This window comes from Flavobacterium flavigenum (genome assembly GCF_027111255.2).
GTDB lineage: Bacteria > Bacteroidota > Bacteroidia > Flavobacteriales > Flavobacteriaceae > Flavobacterium > Flavobacterium flavigenum.
In genome coordinates this window covers 1760492-1784996 of record NZ_CP114285.2, presented here as the reverse complement: position 1 = coordinate 1784996, position 24505 = coordinate 1760492, and the positions used below count along the sequence as shown (strand labels likewise).

Sequence of the window (24505 nt, the reverse complement as noted above, 5' to 3'; positions counted from 1 at the left end):
AAATAAATTGAAAACGGAATTTAAGGTAAAAATCCAAAGAAGTTTTTTCGATAATTATAAAAGAGATTTGCATCTCCATCCTGAGTTTATTCGATTTGAAGATAAAGATTTAAAAAATGAAGGTTTTATATTTTTTAAAAACTCAGAAATAAAAGACTTTCGCTTTGGAGTTAATTGGTTTAAATTCTATTTTGTTTTTGGAAGAGAATACCAGTTTTACATTAGAAATCATAATGATGAAGTTTTAAAAATTCATTTTAATTCTTATTTTGGAGTAAAGAAAAGAGAACGCCTTGCACTTTATGTAAGTATTATGGATTCACTATGGGATTTATATTTTAATAACCAAGTAAATGATTTTATGAAAGAATTTGATGAAGGTAAAGCTTTTTCTATTGGAGATGTTACTATTAATTCTGAAGGAGTCATTTTTTGTGTTTCAAAACTCATTAAACAGGAAAAGAAACAAATTGCCTGGCAAGATCTAAGATATAGATCATTCAGAACTTATTTCTCAATTTATTCGAAAGAAAACCCAAGGGATATAAATAGAGGCTATTCATACAAGGAAGATTGGAATACCTTTGTTTTAAATAACGTAATTAAAAATATACTTAGCAATAAAAATATAGATAATGATTGATTTAGATTACCTGGCTTTCTTAGAAAACATACTAACAGACAACCGTAAAGAAAGATTTCTACATGTTCTTCAAAATCGTACCAAACATTTTACAGTTGCCGTAGAAGATGTGTACCAAATGCACAATACAAGTGCGGTAATGCGTAGCTGTGAAGTTTTCGGAATTCAGGAACTGAATGTTATCGAACAGCGTTTTGGGAAAAGAATTGATAAAGAAATCGCCCTTGGAGCCCAGAAATGGGTAGACATTAACCGATTTGATTCAGTTGCTGGGTGTCTTTCAGATTTAAAAAGCAAAGGTTATCAAATTATTGCGACAACACCTCATGAACAAGACTGCATGCTGGAAGATTTTGACATATCAAAACCAAGCGCATTATTTTTTGGTACAGAAAAAGAAGGATTGTCTAAAGAAATTATGGATAATGCAGATGGTTTCCTGAAAATTCCAATGGTTGGTTTTACCGAAAGCCTCAATATTTCGGTTTCTGCGGCTATTATAATTCAAAACCTAGCCAACAGGCTTCGAAGATCGGATATAAAATGGCAGTTGTCTGATGAAGAGATTTTGGTAAAGCGTTTAGATTGGGCGAAAAATTCCATAAAAGATATTAAGCGTATCGAAGCGCGTTATTATGAGGAGAATCCCCGATAAATTTACTTATTAAGTTTTTTGCGAGGTTTTTAAAACCTTTTACGTCTGTTTATTGTGGTTTTAAATACCTACAAGGTCAAGAAAAGACCTTGCAGGAATAAAACGATACTATTTCTTCAAAAACAAAATAAACCCAAGAATACTCACAATCAAAATCGTCAATGCAGCCAAAACCATCGTCAGGTCACGGATGTTTTTTCCAGCCCAGTCCATAAATAAAAATTTGTGCAGGATGGCAAAAGAATACCCTTCAATCCGGTCTGAGTTATTGATAACCGCAGCTAATCTTGATGTTGAAGTTTCGATAAAGTAAGTTGTTCTTTCAGGTGTGTCATACGCTAATTTTACGACTGGAAGCCTTTTATTGACAAAGCCATATTCCCTGCTTTCAAAATCATTCAAAACTTTTGATTCCAATAATTTTATATTTTCAAATGAAGGCTGAGAGTCATCTTCTGACGTATCAATCATTTCGCAGCACGAAGCTTTTGGTGCACCATCGGTAAAATAATAAGCTAAAAATTCGGCATATTCTAAATCCAGGTTTGGCGCAATTTTATTTGTAGTTGCATTGATGTAAATGACTTCAGATTTTGTATCCTCTTTTTTGTTCCATTTAGAATCTGATTTTGGTTTTTTGAATCTTTTTGTTTCTTTTTCAGCCAACTGACAACGATAATAAGCCGTATCATTGAGTGTAATAATGCTCATGTTTTGAAAACGAATCCAGTCTAAATTGAGCATATTATTTGCTCTGGGAATTTCTTTGGTTTCAAAAGTAGGTTCGTAAATCATTTGTGATAAAGTGTAGGGAGCCCATTTTGTAGTGGCATGGTACGCACCGCTAAAAGCAAAAGTCAATGTAAAAAGCGAAACCCAGATCCCGATTTGGCGATGGTATTTTCGAAGTCCTTTTTTGGGTTGTAAACTATCTGTTTTTTTGAATTGTTTCCAAAGTAAGCCGTAAATTAAAATTCCACTCAGGGCAGAAAATCCAATAATTGACAGTAGGAAAATCATGGTAATAATCCGAATACTGTTGTTCGAAATGGCATCTATAAAGGACCAGTTATGAAAAGTGTCGAAAAACCAGATAAACCATTGTCTGGAAACCGGATTAAAAGTAGCCAGTTTGCCTGATGAGGTTTCTACATAAACTTCCATCGCATCAGGGCGATCAAAACTCAATTTATAGACAGGTAAATAACGGTTTACATATTTGTATTGCGAATTAAATTCGGTTACAACCTCACTCTTTTTTATGGTGCTTTTTTGATCGTCTAAAAAATATCGTGAAAGCCATTCAGCATATTTTTGATCTCCGTTTTCTAGTTTCTCAGCTGTTAAGGCATCAAAATACCATAACTCGCCAATTATTGTTTTAAGCTGATAATACGTTTTATTGTTGAAGGCAACAATTCTAAAATTTTTGAATTGTGTTAGTTCGTTTTTCTGTAAAACTTCCTGAATCGAAAATTGCAATTGATTTTGATCAATAATTTGCTGTTCCAGTTTATCATGGGCAATTTCGGGTTTGAAAAAATGAGCCATAAATGGGTGCATCAAACCTGATAATGTCCAGAAGATAACCGGAATAATGGTGATTAAACCAATAACACTATGCCATTTGTACATGTGCTGTTTGATTTTTTTAATGAATTTAGAATCTTTTTTTTTGGACTTTTTCTCTTTTATTGCTTTGCTCATTGTTAGATCTTTTTAGCCCCGATAGAAGCGATATCCTTTTGTGGCGGGGTTCGCCACAAAAGATATAGCGGAGAGCGGGATTAGCTTCTAAAAATTATTTTTTTAATGATAAATTATATTGTATTCCAAAAACAAAAGTTCTTGGTGCAGCTGCTGTATAGGTAGGCTGCGCGTTTGCGATATTTGTTCTCGAAACATTATAAGCGTATAATTTATCGGTTAGGTTCATGACATTTCCGTAGATTTCAATTTTTTTCCATTGATAGCCAATTCTGGCGTTGAATAAATTGTAACCATCATATTTTACAGTATTGATCTGATCCTGATAATAGCTGCCAACCAACTGCCACTCGACAGAAGTTCTTAAGTTGGGAAGCCAGCTTGGGTAATAACTTACCTCTGAATTTCCGGACCATCTTGGAGCAGCAGGCATTTCTTTTCCGTTTAAATTCTGAACCGGATCTGATGGTTTGTCTGAAAGTTTAAAATCGATATAAGTATGCTGTGCGTAAGTTCCGCCAAGTCGAAAATTGAATTGTTTTGAAGGACGATAAGAGGCTCCAAATTCAATTCCTTTATGACGGGTTTCTCCGGCGGAACGATAATCAGTTGAGTTATCAGGCAGTTTGATGCTTAACAGTTCGTTTTTGCCTTCCATATAATAGAAAGCATAGTCAAAGTTTAATTTATTTTGAAAAAAGGAAAGCCATCCGCCAATTTCATAATTATCGAAATCTGCCGGTTTTAAGTTGTAATAAAATTCGGCAGGAACAGCTGTTGTACCGCCAGTTCCGGGTTTTGTTCTGAAAATGGATGTAATTCCCGGAGGAGCAAAGCCCTGAGAATAATTGCCATAGAAACCTATAAAATCTGTTGGGTTGTAGTTAGCTCCTACTTTAAATGTAACCTTGTCATATATTTTACTTCCTGAAGAAAGATCGAGAGTGTTATCATAATCAACTTTCATATTGTCGTAACGGCCTCCCAATGTGATGACTAATTTTTCAATCGGATTAAAACTCAATTGCGCATAGCCTGCTGTATTAAAAATATCAGCCGAATAATCTGCCAGTTTTGAATCCGGATGTTCTGCAATAATTTCATACGAATCTACCGTTTGTTTTCCTGCCTCTCCAGGATTTAGATTGGCTTTTAAATCGATAACATAAGACCAATACGTTACCGGAGAATAATCATAAAGGGCTCCTGCAACCAGTTTGGTATTCAGAAATTCAAACTTTTGAGTATGCTGTCCGATTGCTCCATAACTTTTGAAGTTGTTTGAATTGACTTCACCTTTTGCAGTTGTCGGATTAACAGTTGGACTCCATTTGATTCCGTAGGATGGATTTTGACCTAATTTGTTATCACGCAAATAAGCGGTGATGTAACTGCTGGAGTTGCTGTTCCAGTCATGTTCTAATGTTAAACGGGTTCTTAAGGCATCCGATTTTCTATATGTAAAGTCAGTCGTACTTTTATAGGTTCTGTTATTAAAAGCTTCTTCATTTACACTTCCGCTCATGTCCGAATAATATTTTCCATACATGGTATTACTGATTAGTCGCGTAGAAGGTGAGATGTTATAATCGATTCGAACATTCAGATTGTCTTTGTTATAATCAGAATAGGTCATCCAGCCATTTTCCTGCAAACTGGAAATTCCTGCAACATGAAAGCCAACCTTTCCAATAGTAGCACCACCGGCAGCCTGAAATCTTCTATAACCATAATTATCGGCCTGTATTCCAAATTTAAATTCAGGATCAAGAGATGGTTTTATCGAAATTAGATTAATAGTACCGCCAACGGCTTCGGGTCCATATAAAGAAGAAACCGGACCTTTTACCACTTCAATACTTTGAAGGTTAAACTGATTAATCTCTAATAAAGCATTGTGATTGAAAATTCCCATTGGGCGAATAGGCAGACCGTCTTCCAGATATAAATAGTAGGCATTTGTTGTCATAGGCTGACGAATAGACATCATATGCTGTTCGTTTCCTAAATTCACCATGAGAACTCCTGGTGTTTTATTTATAATTTCATAGACAGCAGTTGCCTTGGCTTCGTTAATAGTTTTAGCAGTTAACTTGCTGATGGCGACAGGTGTTTCTTTTCGTAAAGTTGCTGTGCGATTTGCGGTTATAAAAACGTTTTCAAGTTCCTGTGATTTTGTTGTGTCCTGTTCTGTTTTATTTTGTGCAAGGACACATTGCCCTATGATGAATAGGGTAAAGTATATTTTTTTCATTTTAATTATATAAATTTTAAAAGCAACATGTGTTTTCCTGACATGACGACAAGAAAAATCTTTTCAGTTTTGAATTGAAAAGGGTACTAAAATTTATATAAAAAAGGATGGAGGATGAAAAGTGCTATTGGAAACCGAAACTGGTTTTGAATCAAAAGAAGCAAAAAGTTCTGCTGCTGATTCGATAGGTGTAATTAATTTGAAATTAGCTGTTGGTGAATTTTGAATGTAAACAACTTCAACTTTTTCTTTGAGGTTGTTTTGCATCTTTTTTTCATTGTCGGCATATTTCTTCAGACTTTTTTGAAGTTCGCAACGACCGTTACAGCTATTAAATACCATTTTTCGCTGTACGCAGATCGTTTTTGCAATTTCTTCCTGATTTAATTTGAATGAGGTGTAAACAAAGAAACTGCCAAAAGAAGGAACTAATAGCATGCAGGAAAGAAATATGATCAATAACTTTTTCAAAAGTTGTTTCTTTGTTTCGTTTGCAAAAATACATTTTATTCGTTTTAGAAAGAACAAATATTATTTTTTTTGCATAAAAAATCCCCAACTACTTTTGTAATTGGGGGATCTAAAATGTATTACTTTAGAAATTGTTATTTAACAAGAACCCAAGTGCCATTAGCAATTAGGGTTTCAGCTTTTTTAAATTTCATTGTTTCCGTTTTTCCAGTAGCAACTTCCTGAACTGTTACAGTGTCATTTCGGTTGATTTTTGGCATATCCCTAACGATAGTTTCTGTAACCTGACGTTGTTGCGTTTCTCCTGCTTCACGGTTCATGCTTTCGCTGTTTGGAATTTCGTCTTTACTTAACTGTAAGTTTTCTTTTTGACGAACTTCTCTTGCTTCGTGAATTTCAGGGACGTTTTGAGCTGGTAAATCACCTTTGAATAAGAATGAAATTACCTCTTTGTTTACGTTATCCAGCATTCCTCTAAACAAGTTGAAAGCTTCTAATTTATAAATTAGCAATGGATCTTTTTGTTCGTGAACAGCCAACTGAACAGACTGTTTCAATTCGTCCATTTTGCGTAAGTGTTTTTTCCAGGCTTCATCCACAATAGAAAGTGTGATGTTTTTCTCGAAATCAGCAATCAACTGAGCACCTTCGCTTTCATAAGCTTTTTTCAGATCTGTAACAACGTTTAAAGTTTTGATTCCGTCTGTAAATGGAACTACAATTCTTTCAAAATGATTGTTTGGTTCTTCAAAAACGCCTTTGATAATAGGGAAAGCTTCTCTGGCACTTCTTTCGGTTTTTTCTGTATAGAAAGCCAAAGCTTCTTTATACACTTTTCCGGTGATTTCGATTTCAGATAATTTAGAGAAATCAGTTTCAGCAATCGGAGACGTGATTCCGAAGAAACGAATTAAATCAAATTCAAAATTTTTGAAATCGTTATTTACTTTGTTTTGGTCTACAATTAGTTCGCAGGTATCATAAAGCATGTTGGCTATATCCAGTTTCAAACGCTCTCCAAACAATGCGTGGCGACGACGTTTGTAAACAACTTCACGCTGGGAATTCATTACGTCATCATATTCTAATAAACGTTTACGAACACCAAAGTTATTTTCTTCTACTTTTTTCTGAGCACGTTCGATAGATTTTGTCATCATAGAATGCTGAATTACTTCTCCTTCTTTCAGACCCATTCTGTCCATTACTTTTGCAACTCTTTCAGAACCAAATAAACGCATTAAGTTATCTTCAAGAGAAACGTAGAATTGAGAACTTCCCGGGTCTCCCTGACGACCAGAACGACCACGTAACTGTCTGTCTACACGACGGGAATCGTGACGCTCAGTACCAACGATTGCTAAACCTCCTGCTGCTTTTACTTCCGCAGATAATTTAATATCGGTACCACGACCTGCCATATTGGTTGCGATAGTTACAACTCCGGCCTTACCAGCCTCTTCAACGATTTGTGCTTCCTGCTTGTGCATTTTAGCGTTCAATACGTTGTGCGTGATTCCTCTCATTTTAAGCATACGGCTTAATAATTCTGAAATCTCTACAGAAGTTGTTCCAATCAATACTGGTCTTCCTGCTTTTGATAATTCGGTAACGTCTTCGATTACAGCGTTGAATTTTTCACGTGTTGTTTTGTAGATGAAGTCTTCCTTGTCATGTCTTGCAATTGGACGGTTGGTTGGAATTTCAACAACATCTAATTTATAGATTTGCCATAACTCACCCGCTTCGGTAACAGCGGTACCTGTCATACCGGCCAATTTGCTGTACATTCTAAAATAATTCTGTAATGTAACGGTTGCAAAAGTTTGAGTTGCAGCTTCGATTTTTACGTTTTCTTTTGCTTCAATCGCCTGATGAAGACCATCTGAATATCGGCGTCCGTCCATGATACGGCCAGTTTGCTCATCAACAATCATAATTTTGTTGTCCATGATAACGTATTCTACATCTTTTTCAAATAAAGCATAAGCTTTTAAAAGCTGTGTCAGAGTGTGGATACGCTCGCTTTTTACACCAAAATCCTGAAATAATTTCTCTCTTGCTTCTGCTTCAGCATCTTTATCCAGTTTTTGTTTTTCAATAGCAGCAATTTCAGTTCCAATATCCGGTAAAACGAAGAAATCCGCATCAGTATCTCCTGATAAATATTTGATACCATTATCAGTTAATTCTACCTGATTGTTTTTCTCTTCAATCACAAAATACAAAGCTTCATCCACTTTGTGCATTTCACGATTGTTGTCCTGCATATATTGATTTTCAGTTTTTTGAAGCAATTGTTTGATTCCTTCTTCACTTAAAAATTTAATTAATGCTTTATTTTTAGGTAAACTTCTGTAAGCTCTTAATAATAAGAAACCACCTTCTTTAGTATTACCTTCTTTGATTAATTTTTTAGCTTCAGCTAAGAAACCATTCGCTAACTGACGCTGTTGTGCAACTAAGTTTTCGATCTTTGGTTTCAATTCATTGAATTCGTGGCGATCTCCCTGAGGAACTGGTCCGGAAATGATAAGTGGGGTTCTGGCGTCATCAATTAATACCGAGTCAACCTCGTCGACAATAGCAAAATTGTGTTTTCTCTGCACTAAATCACTTGGTGAGTGCGCCATATTATCTCTTAAGTAATCGAAACCAAACTCGTTGTTGGTTCCGTAAGTGATATCAGCATCATACGCTTTTTTTCTGGCTTCAGTACTTGGCTGGTGGTTATCGATACAATCAACAGATAAACCGTGGAATTCGAATAGAGGCGCTTTCCATGTGCTGTCACGTTTTGCTAAGTAGTCGTTTACTGTTACTAAGTGAACTCCGTTTCCAGTCAAAGCGTTTAAGTAAAGTGGAAGAGTAGCCACCAAAGTTTTACCTTCTCCCGTCTGCATCTCGGCAACTTTACCTTCATGCAAGACCATACCGCCAATCAGCTGCACATCATAGTGAATCATGTCCCAGGTGATATCTTTCCCTGCAGCATTCCATTTGTTAGCCCAGATTGCTTTATCACCTTCTATAGTAATGTATGGTTTTGCAGCAGAGAATTCGCGATCTTTTGCAGTTGCAGTAACTTCAATGTGTGAATTCTCTTTGAAACGACGAGCCGTTTCTTTTACAACAGAAAATGCTTCAGGAAGTAATTCCAATAACGTTTTTTCTGAAATTTCATAAGCTTCTTTTTCAAGAGCATCTATTGCATCATATAGGTCTTCTCTTTTATCGATGTCTTCAATCTTTTCTACTTCCGCTTTAAGCGAAGCAATTTTAGCATCTTTTTCAGATCTCGCTTCTTTTATTTTGTCTTTAAAGTAAACGGTCCTGCCTCTTAATTCGTCGTTTGACAGACTCATTAAAGGGGCTTCGAATGCTTTAATTTTATTTAAGTAAGGTTGTAAAGCTTTAACATCTTTCTGTGATTTATCACCTACAAAGACTTTAATAATACTGTTTATAAAACTCATGATTTATTGTATTTCTATTTTATGTAAAATAATGTGTATTTGAACCAAAAAAAAAGCCTCTGTGATGAGACTTTTTCATTTGGTTTATTTTTTAATATTCATCCTCATTCCAAAGATAATCTTCGTCTGTTGGATAATCAGGCCAAATTTCTTCCATTGATTCATATATCTCTCCCTCGTCTTCAATCGACTGTAGGTTTTCCACTACTTCTAAAGGAGCTCCTGCTCTGATAGCGTAGTCAATAAGTTCGTCTTTGTTAGCAGGCCACGGCGCATCACTTAAATACGATGCTAATTCTAATGTCCAATACATCTGTTGTCGATTTAGTTTGTGCAAAAATAAATTTTTTACTGAAAAAGACAAGTAAAAAATGATTTATTTTAATAAAATTTAAGAACGTTTTATGGTAAATTCCAAAAATTAAATTCCAAAACCCAAAACAACAGCTCTGATAGTTGGAATTTGGGATTTCAAAAATTGGAATTTAAAGAAAATTATTTTCTCGGAATCCATTTCACTTCCTCCGCTTTAAGGTCAGACGACAACTTCCGTGCCAATACAAAAAGGTAGTCAGAAAGTCGGTTTAAGTAGCTAATTGTGATTTCCGGTACATGTTCATTATGGCTTAAATGTACTGCTAAGCGTTCTGCACGGCGGCAAATACAACGCGCAATATGACAATGTGACACGGTTGTGTGACCGCCTGGTAAAATAAAATGAGTCATTGGTTTGAGGCTTTCCTCCATTTTATCTATTTCATTTTCCAGTAATTCAATATCAGAATCAATTATGCCAAGGTTTTCTAATCTGAGTTTGCCGTTTTTTAAAACTTCTTTTTCCTCAGGGGTTGCCAAAATGGCACCGATAGTAAAAAGCCTATCCTGAATTTCTATTAAAATTGACTTATAATCAGAATCAATTTCCTGGTCACGAATTAATCCTATATAGGAGTTGAGTTCATCAACGGTTCCATAACTTTCAATTCTTATATGGTCTTTTGGGACACGGGTTCCTCCAAAGAGGGCAGTTGTACCTTTATCGCCTGTTTTGGTATATATTTTCATTTTTTAGAAGCTAAGACTATGTGATACTAAATTTTTTTGAAGATAGTCTAAATCAGAAATCTATAATTATTTTGATGTATCGCTTTCGATTAATCCATCACGTAAACGAATTACACGATGCGCATAAGCTGCGATATCTTCTTCGTGTGTTACCAGAATTACGGTGTTTCCCTGAGCATGAATATCGCCAAAAAGCTTCATGATTTCTACAGAAGTTTTACTATCTAAGTTTCCTGTTGGCTCATCTGCCAGAATGATAGAGGGTTTGTTTACTAATGCGCGGGCAATAGCAACACGCTGGCGCTGTCCTCCTGAAAGCTGATTGGGCTGATGGTCCATTCTGTCTGCAAGATTTACTTGTTTCAAAACTTCAGTCGCACGAACAACCCGTTCTGATTTAGGATGTCCGGCATAAATCATTGGCAAAGCAACATTGTCTAGTGCAGTAGTTCTTGGGAGAAGGTTAAAAGTCTGGAAAACGAATCCGATTTCTTTGTTTCTAATTCCGGCCAATTCATCATCACGCATCTGGCTAACGTCTTTTCCATTCAAAATATAGCGTCCTGAAGTTGGTGTGTCTAAGCAACCCAGTAAGTTCATTAAAGTAGATTTGCCTGAACCTGATGGCCCCATTAAAGCGACATATTCACCTTTATTAATTTCTAAATTAACGCCTTTTAAGACATATACAATTTCATTCCCAAGTACAAAATTTCGCTTGATGTCAGTTATTTTAATTAATGGATTTGCCATTTCGTTTTACAATTTTGGATTTAAAAGTACAAAACACTTTTTAATAAAAAGTATAAGTAGTTTAGAATCACATTTTGTTACAAAACATCTTTATTAATAATCTAATTATTAGGTTTAATATCATTACAGATTTTTTAATAAATTTTATATAATTATCATTATTTGTAATGTTTTATATTTTTAAAAGATATTTAATTTTAAAAACATGATAATAATGTAATTTATTTTGATTTTATGTGAAGTAAATTTGGATATCTAATAATTAAATAATCAAATTATGAAAAACATACAACTTTTATCAGGTATTGTATTAATTGCATTAGGATTTACATCATGCAAAGACGAAAAACAAGAACAGGCAAAAAAGAAAATTGATTCTTATGTAGCCTATGTTGATTCAGTAAAAAATGTAGCAGAAGAGGATTTGAAAGCTGACTGGAAAGATGTTGAAGCTGAATATGAAAGAAGAGCAGAAAATGCACAAGCAGCTCTTGCTGATCTTAAGGATAATACTGCTGAAACTGAAAAAATCAATGAAAGTAAAATTAAATACGAAGAGTTTAAAAATCAAATGGCTGCTAAGCTTGCGCCTGAGGTAACTCCGAAACAAAAATTGCGTAATTCATTATTTGGTGAAGGTAAAATAGGCGATGATATGAGTTTTGCATGGGTAAATGCTCAAAACATTCTTAGTGTTTACGATCAATTTGTGAATACTGTACAAAATAATAAAGACAGTTACTCACGTGAAGACTGGGATGAAATTAAATTAATGTATGAAGCGCTTGACAGCCGTAAAAATACAGTTGAAAAAGAAGGTTTGACAGCTGAAGATAATCGAAAAATTGCCGGCTTAAAAATAAAATTTGCACCAATGTATACTGTAAACAGAATGGGCGCAAAATCTGAAGAAAACGCAGCAGCAAAAAAATAGGTTAGTTAGGTTTATTTTAGTTTTGAAAATGACAATCAGAAATGGTTGTCATTTTTTTATGCCCTGATTATAAAATGCTCTTTTTCCTGCTCGTGCCTGAAAAATACAAATCCCCATTGAAAAGTATCTATTGTCACTTTTACTTTTGGATGTTTTTTTATGGTTTCCCAGGCTTCCTCCATTTCAGAAGACCAATGAATATCATCAAAAACCCAAACAGAATCATTATCTATAGTTGGCAGTAAAAGGTCAAAATATTCTAAAGTTGCTTTTTTAGAATGATTTCCATCAAAATAAATTAAATTCCAATCACAGCTGTTTGCTAAGCCATCTTTCAGGAATTTGCTAAATTCTGAATTCACAAATTCAAAGTTAAAATCTGGAAATTGTTTATTAAATAAATTTTCCGCGACTGATTGTGTATTTTGACAACCTTCGAGGCTAAGCAAAAAAGATTCTTTACTTCCCAATGCAATAGATGAACTCGCTAATCCTAAAGAGGTTCCAATTTCTAAAACATTTTTCGGTTTGAAATAATTGGTAACTCGAAACAACAATTCTGCTCGTTTTGGTGAAATCCCTGCGGTTTGTGCAATTTTAGAAATTTGTCTTCGGGTTGATTTAAAGACTTTAGAACCTGCTCCAAAATCGGTTACATCAATAAAGTTTTTGTTTTCTAAAAGTGATTTCCGATAGTTATTAAGAATCGAATATTCCGGTTTCGGTTTTTTGTCATAAAAACATTTCGTGAGTAAACTAAAAACGAATGGAGAATGGACTCCATGTTCATTTTTAGAATGCCAAAGAAACTTGAGATATGATTTTATTTGGAACAGCATTTTTAGTTTTTCAATATTGGCTCAATTCATATAATAGAGCCAATATTGATTTATAATTTAGTTATTTACGGAAATTAATTTAACATCAAAAATAAGCACAGATCCTCCCGGAATCCCTCTGTAATCATAAGGTCCATATCCAAGATGTGATGGGATCAAAAGAATACCGCTTCCACCTGTTTTAAAATAAGGAATCCCTTCTGTCCAGCCTTGAATTACTTGTTTTAATCCAAACGAAACTCCTTCAGGTTTTCCCGGATCGAAGACAGTTCCGTTAGTGTAATATCCTTTGTAAATTACTGTAACATTAGAAGAAGCTGTTGGTTGCGTTCCTTCGCCAGGTTCATTGATAACATAATACAAGCCTGAACTGGTTTTTTGAGCTGTTAAATTATTTTTTGCAATATAGTCGGTAATTTCTTTGTCATTTTCTGCCGTAAAGTCTTTAGGTGGTGTATATGAATCGTTTTCAGGACTTAGGCATGAAAAAAGTGTGAAAACTAATAGGGTAGATAAAAGTTTTTTCATTTTATATTTGTTTAGTTGATATTACAATGCTGTATTTTGATGGTTGCCTGAATTATCCTTCTATTTTAGCAGAAAGCTCAAACCAGCGTTCCTCTTTCTGTTCTATTTTATTAATGATATTTTGTAATTCGTTTCCTTTTTTTTCAATATCGGCATCAGCAACTTTTCCGTCAGAAAATAATTGTTCGATTTTGGTTTTCTCTATTTCTAAATCTTTTATTTCCCTTTCAATTTTTTGATACTCTTTTTGTTCATTAAAGCTTAAATTTCCAGTCGGATTATTTTGTTTCCAGTCTTTCTTTTCGGCTTTGTTTTCTTCTTTCTGGGCAATATCGGCGCTGTCTTCATAAGCACGGAAATCAGAGTAGTTCCCTGGAAAGTTTTCTATTTCTCCTTGTCCTCTGAAAACAAATAAATGATCGACAATTTTGTCCATGAAATAGCGGTCGTGCGAAACTACAAGAAGACATCCGGGATAATCTAAAAGAAAACTTTCTAAAACATTCAGGGTTACAATGTCTAAATCATTTGTTGGCTCATCCAGGATTAAAAAGTTTGGATTCTGAATCAAAACAGTACATAAATAGAGACGTTTTAATTCGCCTCCGCTTAATTTTTCAACATAATCATATTGTTTTTTTGCATCAAAAAGAAAACGTTCCAATAATTGTGAAGCCGAAATCATCCTGCCTTTGGCAAGCGGAATGTATTCGCCATATTCTTTAATGATATCAATAACACGCTGACCTGGTTTAGGATTGATTCCGGATTGCGTATAATAGCCAACTTTTATAGTGTCACCTTTTACAACGCGACCACTGTCGGGTGGAATTGTTCCTGTCAGCAGGTTTAAAAATGTTGATTTTCCTGTTCCGTTTTTACCAATAATCCCAATTCTTTCACCACGCTGGAAATCAAAACTAAAATTGTCCAGGATAACCTTGTCTTTAAATTTTTTAGAAAGTTTATGAAGCTCAATAATTTTGCTTCCCATTCTTTCCATATTAATTTCCAGTTCGACTTTATTTTCCTTTCTTCGGCTTTGGGCTTTTTCTTTGATAATGTAGAAATCATCCTGGCGCGATTTAGATTTGGTTGTTCTGGCCTTTGGCTGGCGGCGCATCCATTCTAATTCTTTTACAAATAAGTTTTTAGCTTTGTCAACACTGGCATTTTCAGATGTAATTCGTTCTTCTTTTTTCTCTAAATAGTACGAGTAATTTCCTTTATACTGGTATAATTTTCCATTGTCTAATTCCAAAATCTCGTTGCATACGCGTTCTAAAAAGAAACGGTCATGCGTTACCATAAAGAGGGTGATGTTTTCTTTGGCAAAATAACTTTCAAGCCACTCAATCATTTCAAGGTCTAAGTGGTTGGTTGGCTCATCCAAAATCAATAAATCCGGTCTGTTAATTAGAATTATAGCAAGTGAAAGACGTTTTTTTTGTCCTCCGGAAAGGTTTTTTACTTTAAGTTTGAAATCTTCCAGTTTTAATTTGAATAAAATTTGCTTGTATTGCGTTTCAAAATCCCAGGCATTATGCTGGTCCATTCCGTCAAAAGCTTTTTGGTAAGCTTCTTCGTCTTCCGGGTTTTCAAGCGCTTTTTCGTAAGCTTCAATTATTTTAAGTGTTTCATTATCAGAAGCAAAAATGCTTTCTTCGATAGTCAGTTCGTCCTGAAGATTATTATCCTGGGAAAGAAACGCCATTCGGATTCCTTTTCTTAAAACGACTTGTCCGGTATCTGGCTCATCCAGACCGTTAATAATGCTCATGATGGTTGTTTTTCCGGAACCATTTTTAGCTATAAAAGCAATTTTTTGATCTTTGTTAATCCCGAATGAAATGTTGTCAAAAAGTGTTCTTTCACCAAATGATTTTGATATATTTTCTACAGATAAGTAATTCACTTTGTAAAATATGAGTTATAAATTAATAAGTTATGAATGTGTATTAAAACATAACTTTTTGCAAAAGTAAACTATTATATTACGATTTGCGAATTATTTATGCAGATCGGAATCCAGTATTGAACTTAGATCGCAATAGTGTATTTGTGGCCTTATATTCAGAATAGGTTTCCTGATTAACGCTTCGTTGGTTAAATAATAATGTAAACCATCTGCAGTTGTAATTCCTTCTACTTGATGAAAAGAAAGTTTAAGGTTAATTCTTCGTTTATTTCCTGATAGGAAATCATGATTCTTGAAATCGTATAAGAGATATATGAAAGGTTTACCTTTTGTTGAATAACCACAAAGTGCAATTAGGTTTTTTGATTCTAAGTAAGTTGCGCCTGTAACTAACCCTTTTGAATCTAATGTTTCTTTTAATTGTGCTGTGTGATTTCCGGGTTTATTTGGCAAACTATAAATACTGGTTTTTGATGATTTCCATTTTTTTGTAAAAAGATAAATACTGTCTTTTGTGACGATAAAAGCTTCGCAATCAAAATCGGTTGTATTTGCTCTCTTTGCATGAAGGTCGGTTTGATCAGAATAAACAAAAGAGATTGTTTCGATGATTGGGTCTTTTTCTAAAAATGTTTTTTTTTGGATTTTAAGAATCTTTAGGTCAGTTCTGTTTCCTGAATAATTATTTCCAAAATCCCCAATATAGATGTACGAACTATCTTGAGAAATCTCTTCCCAGTCATGATTTATAGCATTTTTCAGAATTATTCTTTTTTTGATTTTTCCTAATGAGTCTAAACCGTAAATAGTTTTATCATGATCATCGTTGTGAGTCCATAATAAATTGTCAAAAGCAATAAGTCCTGATGTTTCTTTAATAGAATCATTTAAAAAAATTGAATATTCAGGTTTTATGTTGATTTTTTTGTACAAGCAACTTCCATCGTTTAGAGTTGCATTAGGATTGTAATTTTTAGAAAGCGGATCTGTGCATCCTGAAATTTGGCTGTAAGTTGTAAAACTGAAAAATAGTAAGAAAAATAAATATTCTTTCATAATAATGATGCAATAAACTTAAATTTTAAAAGTTATGCTTTAGGCATTTGTTTACAATTTATAAATAATTTACAAATTATTTTCTAAAATCAATTTATAACCGGTTAATATATGTCAGAAATTTAACATCAAAAAAACGAATACGATTTTTTTTGAGTTGTTAAATTAAGTTAAATTTATTTTTTAAAGTAAATTCTCAAAATCACTATAATTTATGATTATTTGTATGTGATTGATAATGAGATTAATGTATTTTTGTGTAACGACTATTCATTATACAGTCGTGTTTTTAAGTATATAATTTAAAAAATGTCAATACATTTGCACAAATTTTATTTTATTTCTAATTCTTAATATGGGGGTTAGAATAGCGAAGCTGTATATAAAAGATATTTATTTTTCAAAATTATAAAGAAAAATACTATTATAAATTTTTGAAATTATAATTTTGATTTTAACATTTAGAAATTATAATGTTTTTAGAAATTTTAGATGTGATGGCAATTGCGCTAAATATAATACATGAAATGTATAAATACGGAGAATAGTAACTTTAAAATAATTATAAATATAAAAATCCCAAAATTACCTACTTATGAGAAAAATATTTTTTGCTTTATTATTAATTACATCAATTTCACAAGCACAATATAGATTAAGATACGATAAGCTTTTTGTAGAAGCAGGAATAGGATTGGCTGTTCCTTTATCTAATATTTCACCAGAAGGAGGTGGTAATTCACTATCAATGACTCATGCACAAGGTTCGTTGCGATATATGTTTTCTGAAAACGTTGGGCTATTAGGGTCTTTAAGTTACGATCAGTTTACTAAGAAAATTGAAAGGCAAACGGATCAGAAATTAGCTACATTAGAAATTTGTTATAATTTAGGTAATGTTATTGAACTATCCCGAAGTACAGGAGGGCAATTTGGTTTGCTTGTTCATGCAGGGGGTGGTATTGGCCAACTGTCAAGTGAATATGATTACAGTGATCTTATTGGTGCTGTAATAATTGGTGCTAAACCTTATATTGCAATAAATGAGAAAGTTTCTTTTTTTGCAGATCTTAGTTATAAGGCAATTTTAGAGCAGAATGTTTATTATAACGGATTGAAAACAGCACATTCGTCTTCAAATCCATTGACAAGTAGTCAGCTGGGTCTGACTTTTGGTTTTATAGTGGCCTTGGGACAAAATCGTTTCCACGCAGATTCAGCATATTAAGCGAAAAAAATATCATTCAGGTATAATATAATAGTCATGAAAATAGGAATTACCTTTAGCGCTTTTGATTTGCTTCATGCAGGTCATATTACTATGTTGGAAGAGGCCAAACATCAATGTGATTATTTGATTTGTGCATTGCAAACGGATCCAACATTAGATCGGCCCGAAAAAAACAGACCTACACAAACTGTCGTAGAACGCTACATTCAATTGAAAGGATGCAAGTTTGTAGATGAGATTGTACCATATGCTACTGAACAGGATTTAGAAGATATTTTGCGTTCATTTAAAATTGATGTACGTATCATTGGGGACGAATATCGTGAAAAAAACTTTACAGGTAGAGAATATTGTGAATCCAAAGGAATTCAACTATATTTTAATACCAGAGATCATCGCTTTTCAAGCAGTGGATTAAGGAAAGTAGTCGCAGAAAAAGAAGCATTAAAGGTAATTTAGGTAAAATGAAAAATAATACAAAAATTTACATCGCAGGTCATAAAGGAATGGTTGGGAGTGCGATTTGGAGGACACTTTCTAATAAAGGATTTTCAAATTTAATTGGAGCTTCGAGTAAAGAACTCGATCTACGAAATCAACAAGCCGTTCGTGATTTTATATCTCAAGAAAAACCTGAAGTTATTATTGATGCCGCTGCAAGAGTTGGTGGGATACTGGCTAATAATGATTATCCGTACCAGTTTATTATGGAGAATATGCAGATTCAGAATAATCTGATTGATGCAGCATTACAAAATAGTGTAGAGAAATTTATTTTTTTAGGAAGCTCGTGTATATATCCAAAATTAGCTCCACAACCACTAAAAGAAGATTATTTGTTAACTGATACTTTAGAGCCAACTAATGAATGGTATGCAATTGCTAAAATTACAGGAGTTAAAACTTGTCAGGCAATCAGAAAACAATTTGGAAAGGATTATGTGAGCTTGATGCCAACAAATTTATATGGAACACATGATAATTTTGATTTAAATACATCACATGTTTTACCTGCTATGATTCGAAAGTTTCATGAAGCTAAAGAAAATAATCATGCTGCTGTGACTCTCTGGGGTAGCGGTACACCAATGAGAGAATTTTTATTTGTTGATGATATGGCTGAGGCGGTGGTTTTTGCTTTAGAAAATAAATTACCGGATTACTTATACAACGTAGGAACTGGTGAAGATTTAACCATTAAACATCTGGCAGAAACCATTCAGAAAATCACAGGGCATCAGGGAGAAATTATTTGGGATTCTACTAAGCCGGATGGTACTCCAAGAAAATTAATGGATGTTACCAAAATGCATGATTTAGGCTGGAAACATAAAATAGAACTTGAAGAAGGAATTCAAAAGACATATGATTGGTTTCTGAAAAATAAAGATGTTTTTAAACAAGTAAAAATATAGTTTCAGGTTAATAAAAGTTAGGAATTAATAATGTAATATCTTAACTTGAATATGAAATGTAAAGTAAAAAAATCAATGAGTACACAAAAAGTAGCCCTTATAACAGGAATCACAGGTCAGGATGGATCCTATTTAGCCGAATTATTATTAGAAAAAGGATATCAGGTACATGGAGTTAAAAGACGGGCATCATCTTTTAATACACAAAGAATTGATCATATTTATCAGGATCAGCATGAGGTACATGTTAACTTTAAATTACATTATGGAGATTTAACTGATTCAACTAATATTATTAGAATAATTCAGGAAGTTCAGCCAGATGAGATTTATAATTTAGGAGCAATGTCCCATGTGAAGGTATCTTTTGATTCCCCGGAATATGTGGCTAATGTAGACGGAATAGGTACTTTGAGAATATTGGAAGCAGTGAGGATTTTGGGATTATGTGATAAAACCAGAATTTATCAGGCCTCTACTTCAGAGCTTTATGGGGGTATGGCAGAAAATAAAAATGAACGAGGTTTTTATGATGAAAACTCACCATTTTATCCACGTTCTCCATATGGTGCAGCCAAGATTTACGGTTTTTGGATAACAAAAAATTATCGTGAAGCCTATAATATGTTTGCATGTAATGGTATTTTATTTAATCACGAGTCTCCAAGACGTGGTGAAACTTTTGTAACCCGTAAAATTACTATGGCTACTGCTGCTATCGCAAAAGGAAAACAAGAATGTCTATATCTTGGAAATCTAAATTCACAAAGAGATTGGGGACATGCAAAAGATTATGTTGAGGCAATGTGGAGAATTTTACAGCAGGATACTCCTGAAGATTATGTAATAGCTACAGGTGTGACTACCTATATTAGAGATTTCGTTATTATGGCTTTTGCTGAGGTGGGAGTTGCATTGACTTTTGAAGGAGAAAACGAAAATGAAGTAGCTAAAGTAGCATCTTGCAACAATCCTCTATATCAATTAGAAGTAGGAAAAACAGTAGTACGTGTAGATCCTGAATATTATCGTCCTACTGAAGTAGATCTTCTAATTGGTGATCCTACAAAATCTAAAACTAAACTAGGATGGAAGCCTCAATATGATTTAGAAGCTCTGGTTAAAGAAATGATAGAAAGTGATTTGAAATTGTTTTAAAAAAATAAAAGATTTAAGATTGTAAAACTTTAAATTATTTAAGGTGTAAATTATGAGTATAGAACAATCAAAGAGAGAAGATATTGCTGCCCTTATTATTGGAAGAGGTAATAATACGCTTAAGGATAAAAATATTTTGCCTGTTTTTGGTATTCCTCTTCTACATTGGGGTGCATTAGCTGCGAAAAGATCTAAATTTATAAAGAGATATTATATAAGTAGTGATGATCCAAAAATTTTAGATGCAGGAAAAAATGTTGGCTTTACTACTATTTTGAGGCCTGATGAATTAGCTACTCCAAATGCTCAAAGTGCAGATGCTGTTAGACATGCTTGCGAAACTATTTTGAAAGAAGGTGAAATATCAACCTTAATTGTAATACATGCCAATGTTGGAACAATTAGTACAAATATGATTGATGATTGTATAGAATTATTACTTAAAAATAGTAATATCTCTGCTGTAATTCCATCGCATCAAAAAGATGAATATCATGCCCTTCGAGCAAGAAAAGTTAATGTGGAAGGTTTTTTAGAGCCCTATGTTCAAATCAAAGGAAATATATCTGCTAACAGACAAGAATTAGGTACTTGCTTGTTCTATGATCATTCGTTTTGGGTGTTAAGTATGGAGAAAGGGATAAACTCGAAAAATGGACAGCAGCCATGGACTGTGATGGGGAACAATATATTGCCTTATTTAACCGAGGGGTGTTTCGATGTTCATGATATTGATGATCTTAAGCGTACAGAGGAATGGATTTCTAACAATGGTATTTATGAACTTTATAAATCAGAAGGACTACTATGAATTCAATATGTCTAGATATTAAAAATATAATTCAAGAGAATCTTTCTGAAATATTATTACTAAGAAACACAAAGGTTAAAAAGGAAGACGACAGTTATGTTTCTAAAGGGGATTTGTTATGTGAGACGCTTATTAAGAATTACATGAAAGATAATCTTCCTGATTTTGGCTTAATATCTGAAGAAAGCCCCGAAAGTAATCTTGAAAATTTTAAAAAGCCAAATATTGTAATTTTGGATCCTATAGATGGAACAGAAAATTTTGTATCTGGACTTAAAGAATGGGGTGTGGCTGTTTGTGTTTATATTGACGGTATCCATCAGCAATCAATGCTTGCTCTTCCGGAACTTGATTCGTATATGATAACCGGTGATAAGTTTGAAAAATTCGAATCTCGAATAGCTGGAATTTCTTCAAGTTTAACAAAAGAAGATATTTTAAAATTAGAACCTGGATTTGAGTATAGAATTATTGGTTGTGCTGTTTACAATATGTATAATGTTATTAAGGGATCTTTTTTTAGCTTTGAAAACCCTAAAGGAGCAAAGGTTTGGGATATCATTCCAGGACTGAATCTGGCATTAGAGAATAATTTAAATGTTAATGTTAACGGAAAAGAATATCATGGAGAATTACTTGAACCAAATAAAAAATATCGTTTCAGAATTACAAACAAATAAAATTTACATTTTAGGGAAAGGACCTACCTCTGGAAAAATTAAAACGAGTATTCTGGGTGATGGTATAGTAATAAATATCAATGATTCTGAGCGTATTTTTCCTGGCCATTTTTGTTTAGTGCATAGTTTGTGGGCACACGAAAGTATAAAAGCTAATGGATCAAAAGCAAAATGTTATTTTAGCTCTAGAATAACATCTCCCAGTACAAATTGGTATCAATTGCCGTATGAGCCTGAGACTTTTGAAACATCAGAGAAAACACTCTCAATTATTGAAAATGATCAGCTTTCTATTACTGATTTTTTATTTATTTCAGCAACAAAATTAGCTTTGGCAATTCAGGAAACATTATCAATAAAAATGGAGGTCTATTTTATAGGCTTTGATTTTTACAGTAATGTGCCAAATGTAATTACTGATTTTTCTGACCATCAACCAGAGTATACTGATATGGTTTTAAAAACACAAGAAAGTATTTTTAAAACATTAAAAAAATATTTTTCTGGTTCAAAAGAAATATCTTTCATACATGTGGGTAATAGAACATTCAGTGATATTAGTGTAGAGACATTTAATAAAGTTGATATTAATTTAACTAAACCAAATAGCTTAAAACAGAATAATGAACTCTACAAAGTTCTTTTAGAAAATACTTCAAAAGGCATACCTATTATTGTAGCTGAATTAACAAATAACCATATAGGAGATGAAAATAGATTACGAGCTATGGTTAGACTTGCTAAAGGAGCGGGAGCAAATGTTATAAAAGTTCAAAAAAGAGATGTAGATACTTTTTATACTGAAACGGAATTAAACTCACCATATGATTCTCCATTTGGAAATACATTAAGAGATTATAGAAAAGGAGTAGAATTGAATGATAGATTATTTGATGTACTTATAGAAGAATGTGCCAGTAATGAGATATTTTGGTTCTTATCAATTCTCGATGTTAATTCTTTTGAATATGTCAAGAAATATGATTTACCACTTTTGAAACTTCCAAGTACAATTTCTAAGCACAAGAATTTTTTATTAAATGTTGGAAATAATTTTAAAGGAGATCTTGTAATTTCTACTGGCTTTACAGATGTAGAATATGAAAAATTTGTTCTTCAAAATTTTACGCAAAATAGAAGACTTTTTTTACTTCAATGTACATCATCTTATCCAGCTCCGCCAGAATCTTGCCAGGTATCAGTCATTAGGCACTATAATAATTTGAAAGTTAAAGAATATCCAAATATTATTCCTGGTTATTCAAGTCATGATATTGGTTCTATGGCTTCTATGATGGCACTTTCTGCTGGTGCATTAATGATTGAAAAACATGTAAAACTGGGAGATCTGGATTGGATTCATTTTGATGGAGTGGCACTTGATTTATCGACTAATCAATTTAGAAATTTTGTCCATGATATGAAAATTGCACAATCAATTTGTGGTAAGCAGGAAAAAGAAATTCATGTAGTCGAACATCATAAATATGAGCCTAATGAAAAGAGTAATTAGGCAGTTGCTTGTTTTATTTGTGTTTTAATTATTTAGATTGAAGTAAGTAGTATTTTTAAAATATTTTTTTGACTTTTCCTGATAACATATATTTTATATGAAAAAAAAATACTTAATTCTTTTTTCTATTTTTACAATACTTGCTTTCACATGTTGTAGTGTTGATAAAGATTCTTTTTCGGAGAAACCTACTCCAATAGACACGCACAAGCCGCCTAACTCCTACCCGGGAGATAACTTTGATTTATTTTTAAAGGATCATATTGTAAATTCAGATGTATATGGAGAAGGGGAAATCCTGCAAAATCAAAATAATAATCCCAGGTTTTTATTGTCAAAAAGAAAGTGGCAGGGAATACCATCAATAGGTGTGGACAGATTAGGTAATTTATATGCAGGCTGGATCAGTGGAGGAAACGGTGAAAGTAATGAAAATTATCTAACTATTTCTGTAAGTAAAGATAAGGGGCAAAGCTGGGATCATGACAAATTGATATTGGCAGTTTCTCCTGAAGATTCCACAAGAATGAAAGACCCAAATTTTTTTAAAGATAAATTTGGGAATCTTTATCTGTATTGGGGGAAACATGTACAGAAAAAAAATATTGCCGCAAAAGAATGGGCTACTACCTGGTACTCAAAAATAAACTTGTCAGATGATGGCGATACGATTAATTTTTCTCCTCCAAGAAAAATTGTGGAAGGTATTATGCTGAATAAATTGTTTTATTCTGAGTTCTCTGATCAAGTTGTATTTCCTGTTGCAAGATGGTACGAAGGCAATTATCAAATGCATAAACCCTTTATCTATAAAGCAAACTATGGAAATGAAAGCTTAGTAGATTTTAAAAAAACAGGAGCAATTCCTGTGCCAGTTGCAATCAGTCAAATTCATGAACATATGGTTGTTCAATTGAAAGATAGTACTTACTTGGGTATGGTTAGAACTAAAGATGGAATTTATTATTCTAAAAGTAAAGATGGAGATACCTGGGATAATTCTATCAAATTTACAGATCTTGGAGCTACAACACCATCTCGATTTTACTTAGGCAAATTAAAGTCAGGACGATTGGTTTTTATTTTTAACAATGATGTTAATAGATCGAATATGACAGTTTGCCTTTCTGAAGATGATGGCCTTACCTGGCCTTATAAAATACTTTTAGATAGTACTATTGGTACTCAAGGTGGTTATGGCATCAGCTATCCTGACATGATAGAAACTGATCCCGGAGTATTGAATATAGTTTATGATTATTTGAGGGCTCCAGTTGGAGGTATTGTTTTAATAAAAATTAATGAGGAGGATATTATTAACAATCGTGCTGTTTTTTTAAAATCCAATATTAGTTCTCTAAAATAATACTGCAAATATTTAAGCATAAGGAACTCATT

22 protein-coding genes are annotated in these 24505 nt (G+C 33.2%); 11 read left to right on the top strand and 11 right to left on the bottom strand.

Features of this window, described 5'->3' with window-relative positions:
* Positions 1–7: 7 nt before the first annotated feature.
* Entirely contained in the window at positions 8–643 is a 636-nt protein-coding gene (locus OZP09_RS06875) for a hypothetical protein (RefSeq protein ID WP_269237153.1), read from the top strand.
* Positions 636–1298, top strand: a complete 663-nt coding sequence (locus OZP09_RS06870) for a TrmH family RNA methyltransferase (protein WP_269237152.1) — start codon at positions 636–638, stop codon at positions 1296–1298. Before OZP09_RS06875 ends, OZP09_RS06870 begins: the two co-directional genes overlap by 8 nt.
* 108 nt (positions 1299–1406) lie before the next feature.
* On the opposite strand, the gene OZP09_RS06865 is transcribed toward OZP09_RS06870, so the two are convergent.
* The 7 genes from OZP09_RS06865 to OZP09_RS06835 all read right to left on the bottom strand — a co-directional run bounded on the left by OZP09_RS06865 (position 1407) and on the right by OZP09_RS06835 (position 11024).
* Complete coding sequence (locus OZP09_RS06865) at positions 1407–3005, bottom strand: PepSY-associated TM helix domain-containing protein (RefSeq protein ID WP_281310512.1); 1599 nt, start codon at positions 3003–3005, stop codon at positions 1407–1409.
* 94 nt (positions 3006–3099) lie between these two features.
* Complete coding sequence (locus OZP09_RS06860) at positions 3100–5259, bottom strand: TonB-dependent receptor (protein ID WP_281310511.1); 2160 nt, start codon at positions 5257–5259, stop codon at positions 3100–3102.
* A 93-nt stretch (positions 5260–5352) separates the two neighbouring features.
* Positions 5353–5730, bottom strand: a complete 378-nt coding sequence (locus OZP09_RS06855; protein WP_269237148.1) for a hypothetical protein — start codon at positions 5728–5730, stop codon at positions 5353–5355.
* 134 nt (positions 5731–5864) lie between these two features.
* A complete protein-coding gene (gene secA, locus OZP09_RS06850; protein ID WP_281310510.1) occupies positions 5865–9206 on the bottom strand; it encodes a preprotein translocase subunit SecA in 3342 nt (1113 codons plus the stop codon).
* A 91-nt stretch (positions 9207–9297) separates the two neighbouring features.
* Positions 9298–9519: a DUF2795 domain-containing protein gene (locus OZP09_RS06845; protein ID WP_007138072.1), complete on the bottom strand. Its 222-nt coding sequence runs from the start codon at positions 9517–9519 to the stop codon at positions 9298–9300.
* A 182-nt stretch (positions 9520–9701) separates the two neighbouring features.
* Entirely contained in the window at positions 9702–10271 is a 570-nt protein-coding gene (locus OZP09_RS06840; RefSeq protein WP_269237147.1) for a cob(I)yrinic acid a,c-diamide adenosyltransferase, read from the bottom strand.
* A 66-nt stretch (positions 10272–10337) separates the two neighbouring features.
* Positions 10338–11024, bottom strand: coding sequence for an ABC transporter ATP-binding protein (locus OZP09_RS06835; protein ID WP_025572795.1), 687 nt, complete (start codon positions 11022–11024; stop codon positions 10338–10340).
* Between the two features lie 277 nt (positions 11025–11301).
* On the opposite strand from OZP09_RS06835, the gene OZP09_RS06830 reads away from it, so the two are divergent.
* Positions 11302–11958 (top strand): DUF6565 domain-containing protein, encoded by a 657-nt coding sequence (locus tag OZP09_RS06830; protein WP_269237146.1) that lies wholly within the window; start codon positions 11302–11304, stop codon positions 11956–11958.
* Between the two features lie 56 nt (positions 11959–12014).
* Here the strand turns inward: OZP09_RS06830 and OZP09_RS06825 are convergent, their stop codons facing one another.
* From OZP09_RS06825 to OZP09_RS06810, 4 genes are all read right to left on the bottom strand, one after another.
* Positions 12015–12797, bottom strand: a complete 783-nt coding sequence (locus tag OZP09_RS06825) for an O-methyltransferase (RefSeq protein ID WP_269237145.1) — start codon at positions 12795–12797, stop codon at positions 12015–12017.
* Positions 12798–12854: 57 nt separating this feature from the next.
* Positions 12855–13325: an FKBP-type peptidyl-prolyl cis-trans isomerase gene (locus tag OZP09_RS06820; protein ID WP_269237144.1), complete on the bottom strand. Its 471-nt coding sequence runs from the start codon at positions 13323–13325 to the stop codon at positions 12855–12857.
* A gap of 52 nt (positions 13326–13377) precedes the next feature.
* On the bottom strand, positions 13378–15240 hold the full coding sequence (locus OZP09_RS06815; RefSeq protein ID WP_025571685.1) for an ABC-F family ATP-binding cassette domain-containing protein: 1863 nt from the start codon (positions 15238–15240) through the stop codon (positions 13378–13380).
* Positions 15241–15333: 93 nt separating this feature from the next.
* Positions 15334–16299, bottom strand: coding sequence for a T9SS C-terminal target domain-containing protein (locus OZP09_RS06810; RefSeq protein WP_281310509.1), 966 nt, complete (start codon positions 16297–16299; stop codon positions 15334–15336).
* Between the two features lie 595 nt (positions 16300–16894).
* Between OZP09_RS06810 and OZP09_RS06805 the strand changes: the two genes are divergently transcribed.
* The 8 genes from OZP09_RS06805 (at position 16895) to OZP09_RS06770 (ending at position 24473) form a co-directional block, all read left to right on the top strand.
* Positions 16895–17527 carry an outer membrane beta-barrel protein gene (locus tag OZP09_RS06805; protein WP_269237140.1) on the top strand — a complete coding sequence of 211 codons (633 nt, stop codon included), beginning with the start codon at positions 16895–16897 and terminating at the stop codon, positions 17525–17527.
* A 36-nt stretch (positions 17528–17563) separates the two neighbouring features.
* On the top strand, positions 17564–17989 hold the full coding sequence (locus OZP09_RS06800) for an adenylyltransferase/cytidyltransferase family protein (protein ID WP_281310508.1): 426 nt from the start codon (positions 17564–17566) through the stop codon (positions 17987–17989).
* A 5-nt stretch (positions 17990–17994) separates the two neighbouring features.
* Positions 17995–18945, top strand: a complete 951-nt coding sequence (locus OZP09_RS06795; RefSeq protein WP_269237139.1) for a GDP-L-fucose synthase family protein — start codon at positions 17995–17997, stop codon at positions 18943–18945.
* A gap of 75 nt (positions 18946–19020) precedes the next feature.
* Entirely contained in the window at positions 19021–20103 is a 1083-nt protein-coding gene (gene gmd / locus OZP09_RS06790) for a GDP-mannose 4,6-dehydratase (protein ID WP_269237138.1), read from the top strand.
* Positions 20104–20155: 52 nt separating this feature from the next.
* A complete protein-coding gene (locus tag OZP09_RS06785) occupies positions 20156–20914 on the top strand; it encodes an acylneuraminate cytidylyltransferase family protein (RefSeq protein ID WP_281310507.1) in 759 nt (252 codons plus the stop codon).
* On the top strand, positions 20911–21594 hold the full coding sequence (locus OZP09_RS06780; protein ID WP_269237135.1) for an inositol monophosphatase family protein: 684 nt from the start codon (positions 20911–20913) through the stop codon (positions 21592–21594). Before OZP09_RS06785 ends, OZP09_RS06780 begins: the two co-directional genes overlap by 4 nt.
* Positions 21539–23107, top strand: coding sequence for an N-acetylneuraminate synthase family protein (locus OZP09_RS06775; protein WP_281310506.1), 1569 nt, complete (start codon positions 21539–21541; stop codon positions 23105–23107). Before OZP09_RS06780 ends, OZP09_RS06775 begins: the two co-directional genes overlap by 56 nt.
* Before the next feature lie 97 nt (positions 23108–23204).
* Complete coding sequence (locus OZP09_RS06770; RefSeq protein ID WP_281310505.1) at positions 23205–24473, top strand: sialidase family protein; 1269 nt, start codon at positions 23205–23207, stop codon at positions 24471–24473.
* Positions 24474–24505: the final 32 nt, after the last annotated feature.

What these genes read in the sequence shown, in the direction of transcription:
- OZP09_RS06870 (WP_269237152.1), top strand. Translation starts at nt 636, where the DNA reads ATGATTGATTTAGATTACCTGGCTTTCTTAGAAAACATACTAACAGAC.
- OZP09_RS06865 (WP_281310512.1), bottom strand. Translation starts at nt 3,005, where the DNA reads ATGAGCAAAGCAATAAAAGAGAAAAAGTCCAAAAAAAAAGATTCTAAA.
- OZP09_RS06860 (WP_281310511.1), bottom strand. Translation starts at nt 5,259, where the DNA reads ATGAAAAAAATATACTTTACCCTATTCATCATAGGGCAATGTGTCCTT.
- secA (WP_281310510.1), bottom strand. Translation starts at nt 9,206, where the DNA reads ATGAGTTTTATAAACAGTATTATTAAAGTCTTTGTAGGTGATAAATCA.
- OZP09_RS06845 (WP_007138072.1), bottom strand. Translation starts at nt 9,519, where the DNA reads ATGTATTGGACATTAGAATTAGCATCGTATTTAAGTGATGCGCCGTGG.
- OZP09_RS06840 (WP_269237147.1), bottom strand. Translation starts at nt 10,271, where the DNA reads ATGAAAATATATACCAAAACAGGCGATAAAGGTACAACTGCCCTCTTT.
- OZP09_RS06835 (WP_025572795.1), bottom strand. Translation starts at nt 11,024, where the DNA reads ATGGCAAATCCATTAATTAAAATAACTGACATCAAGCGAAATTTTGTA.
- OZP09_RS06830 (WP_269237146.1), top strand. Translation starts at nt 11,302, where the DNA reads ATGAAAAACATACAACTTTTATCAGGTATTGTATTAATTGCATTAGGA.
- OZP09_RS06825 (WP_269237145.1), bottom strand. Translation starts at nt 12,797, where the DNA reads ATGCTGTTCCAAATAAAATCATATCTCAAGTTTCTTTGGCATTCTAAA.
- OZP09_RS06820 (WP_269237144.1), bottom strand. Translation starts at nt 13,325, where the DNA reads ATGAAAAAACTTTTATCTACCCTATTAGTTTTCACACTTTTTTCATGC.
- OZP09_RS06810 (WP_281310509.1), bottom strand. Translation starts at nt 16,299, where the DNA reads ATGAAAGAATATTTATTTTTCTTACTATTTTTCAGTTTTACAACTTAC.
- OZP09_RS06805 (WP_269237140.1), top strand. Translation starts at nt 16,895, where the DNA reads ATGAGAAAAATATTTTTTGCTTTATTATTAATTACATCAATTTCACAA.
- OZP09_RS06800 (WP_281310508.1), top strand. Translation starts at nt 17,564, where the DNA reads ATGAAAATAGGAATTACCTTTAGCGCTTTTGATTTGCTTCATGCAGGT.
- OZP09_RS06795 (WP_269237139.1), top strand. Translation starts at nt 17,995, where the DNA reads ATGAAAAATAATACAAAAATTTACATCGCAGGTCATAAAGGAATGGTT.
- gmd (WP_269237138.1), top strand. Translation starts at nt 19,021, where the DNA reads ATGAGTACACAAAAAGTAGCCCTTATAACAGGAATCACAGGTCAGGAT.
- OZP09_RS06785 (WP_281310507.1), top strand. Translation starts at nt 20,156, where the DNA reads ATGAGTATAGAACAATCAAAGAGAGAAGATATTGCTGCCCTTATTATT.
- OZP09_RS06780 (WP_269237135.1), top strand. Translation starts at nt 20,911, where the DNA reads ATGAATTCAATATGTCTAGATATTAAAAATATAATTCAAGAGAATCTT.
- OZP09_RS06775 (WP_281310506.1), top strand. Translation starts at nt 21,539, where the DNA reads ATGGAGAATTACTTGAACCAAATAAAAAATATCGTTTCAGAATTACAA.
- OZP09_RS06770 (WP_281310505.1), top strand. Translation starts at nt 23,205, where the DNA reads ATGAAAAAAAAATACTTAATTCTTTTTTCTATTTTTACAATACTTGCT.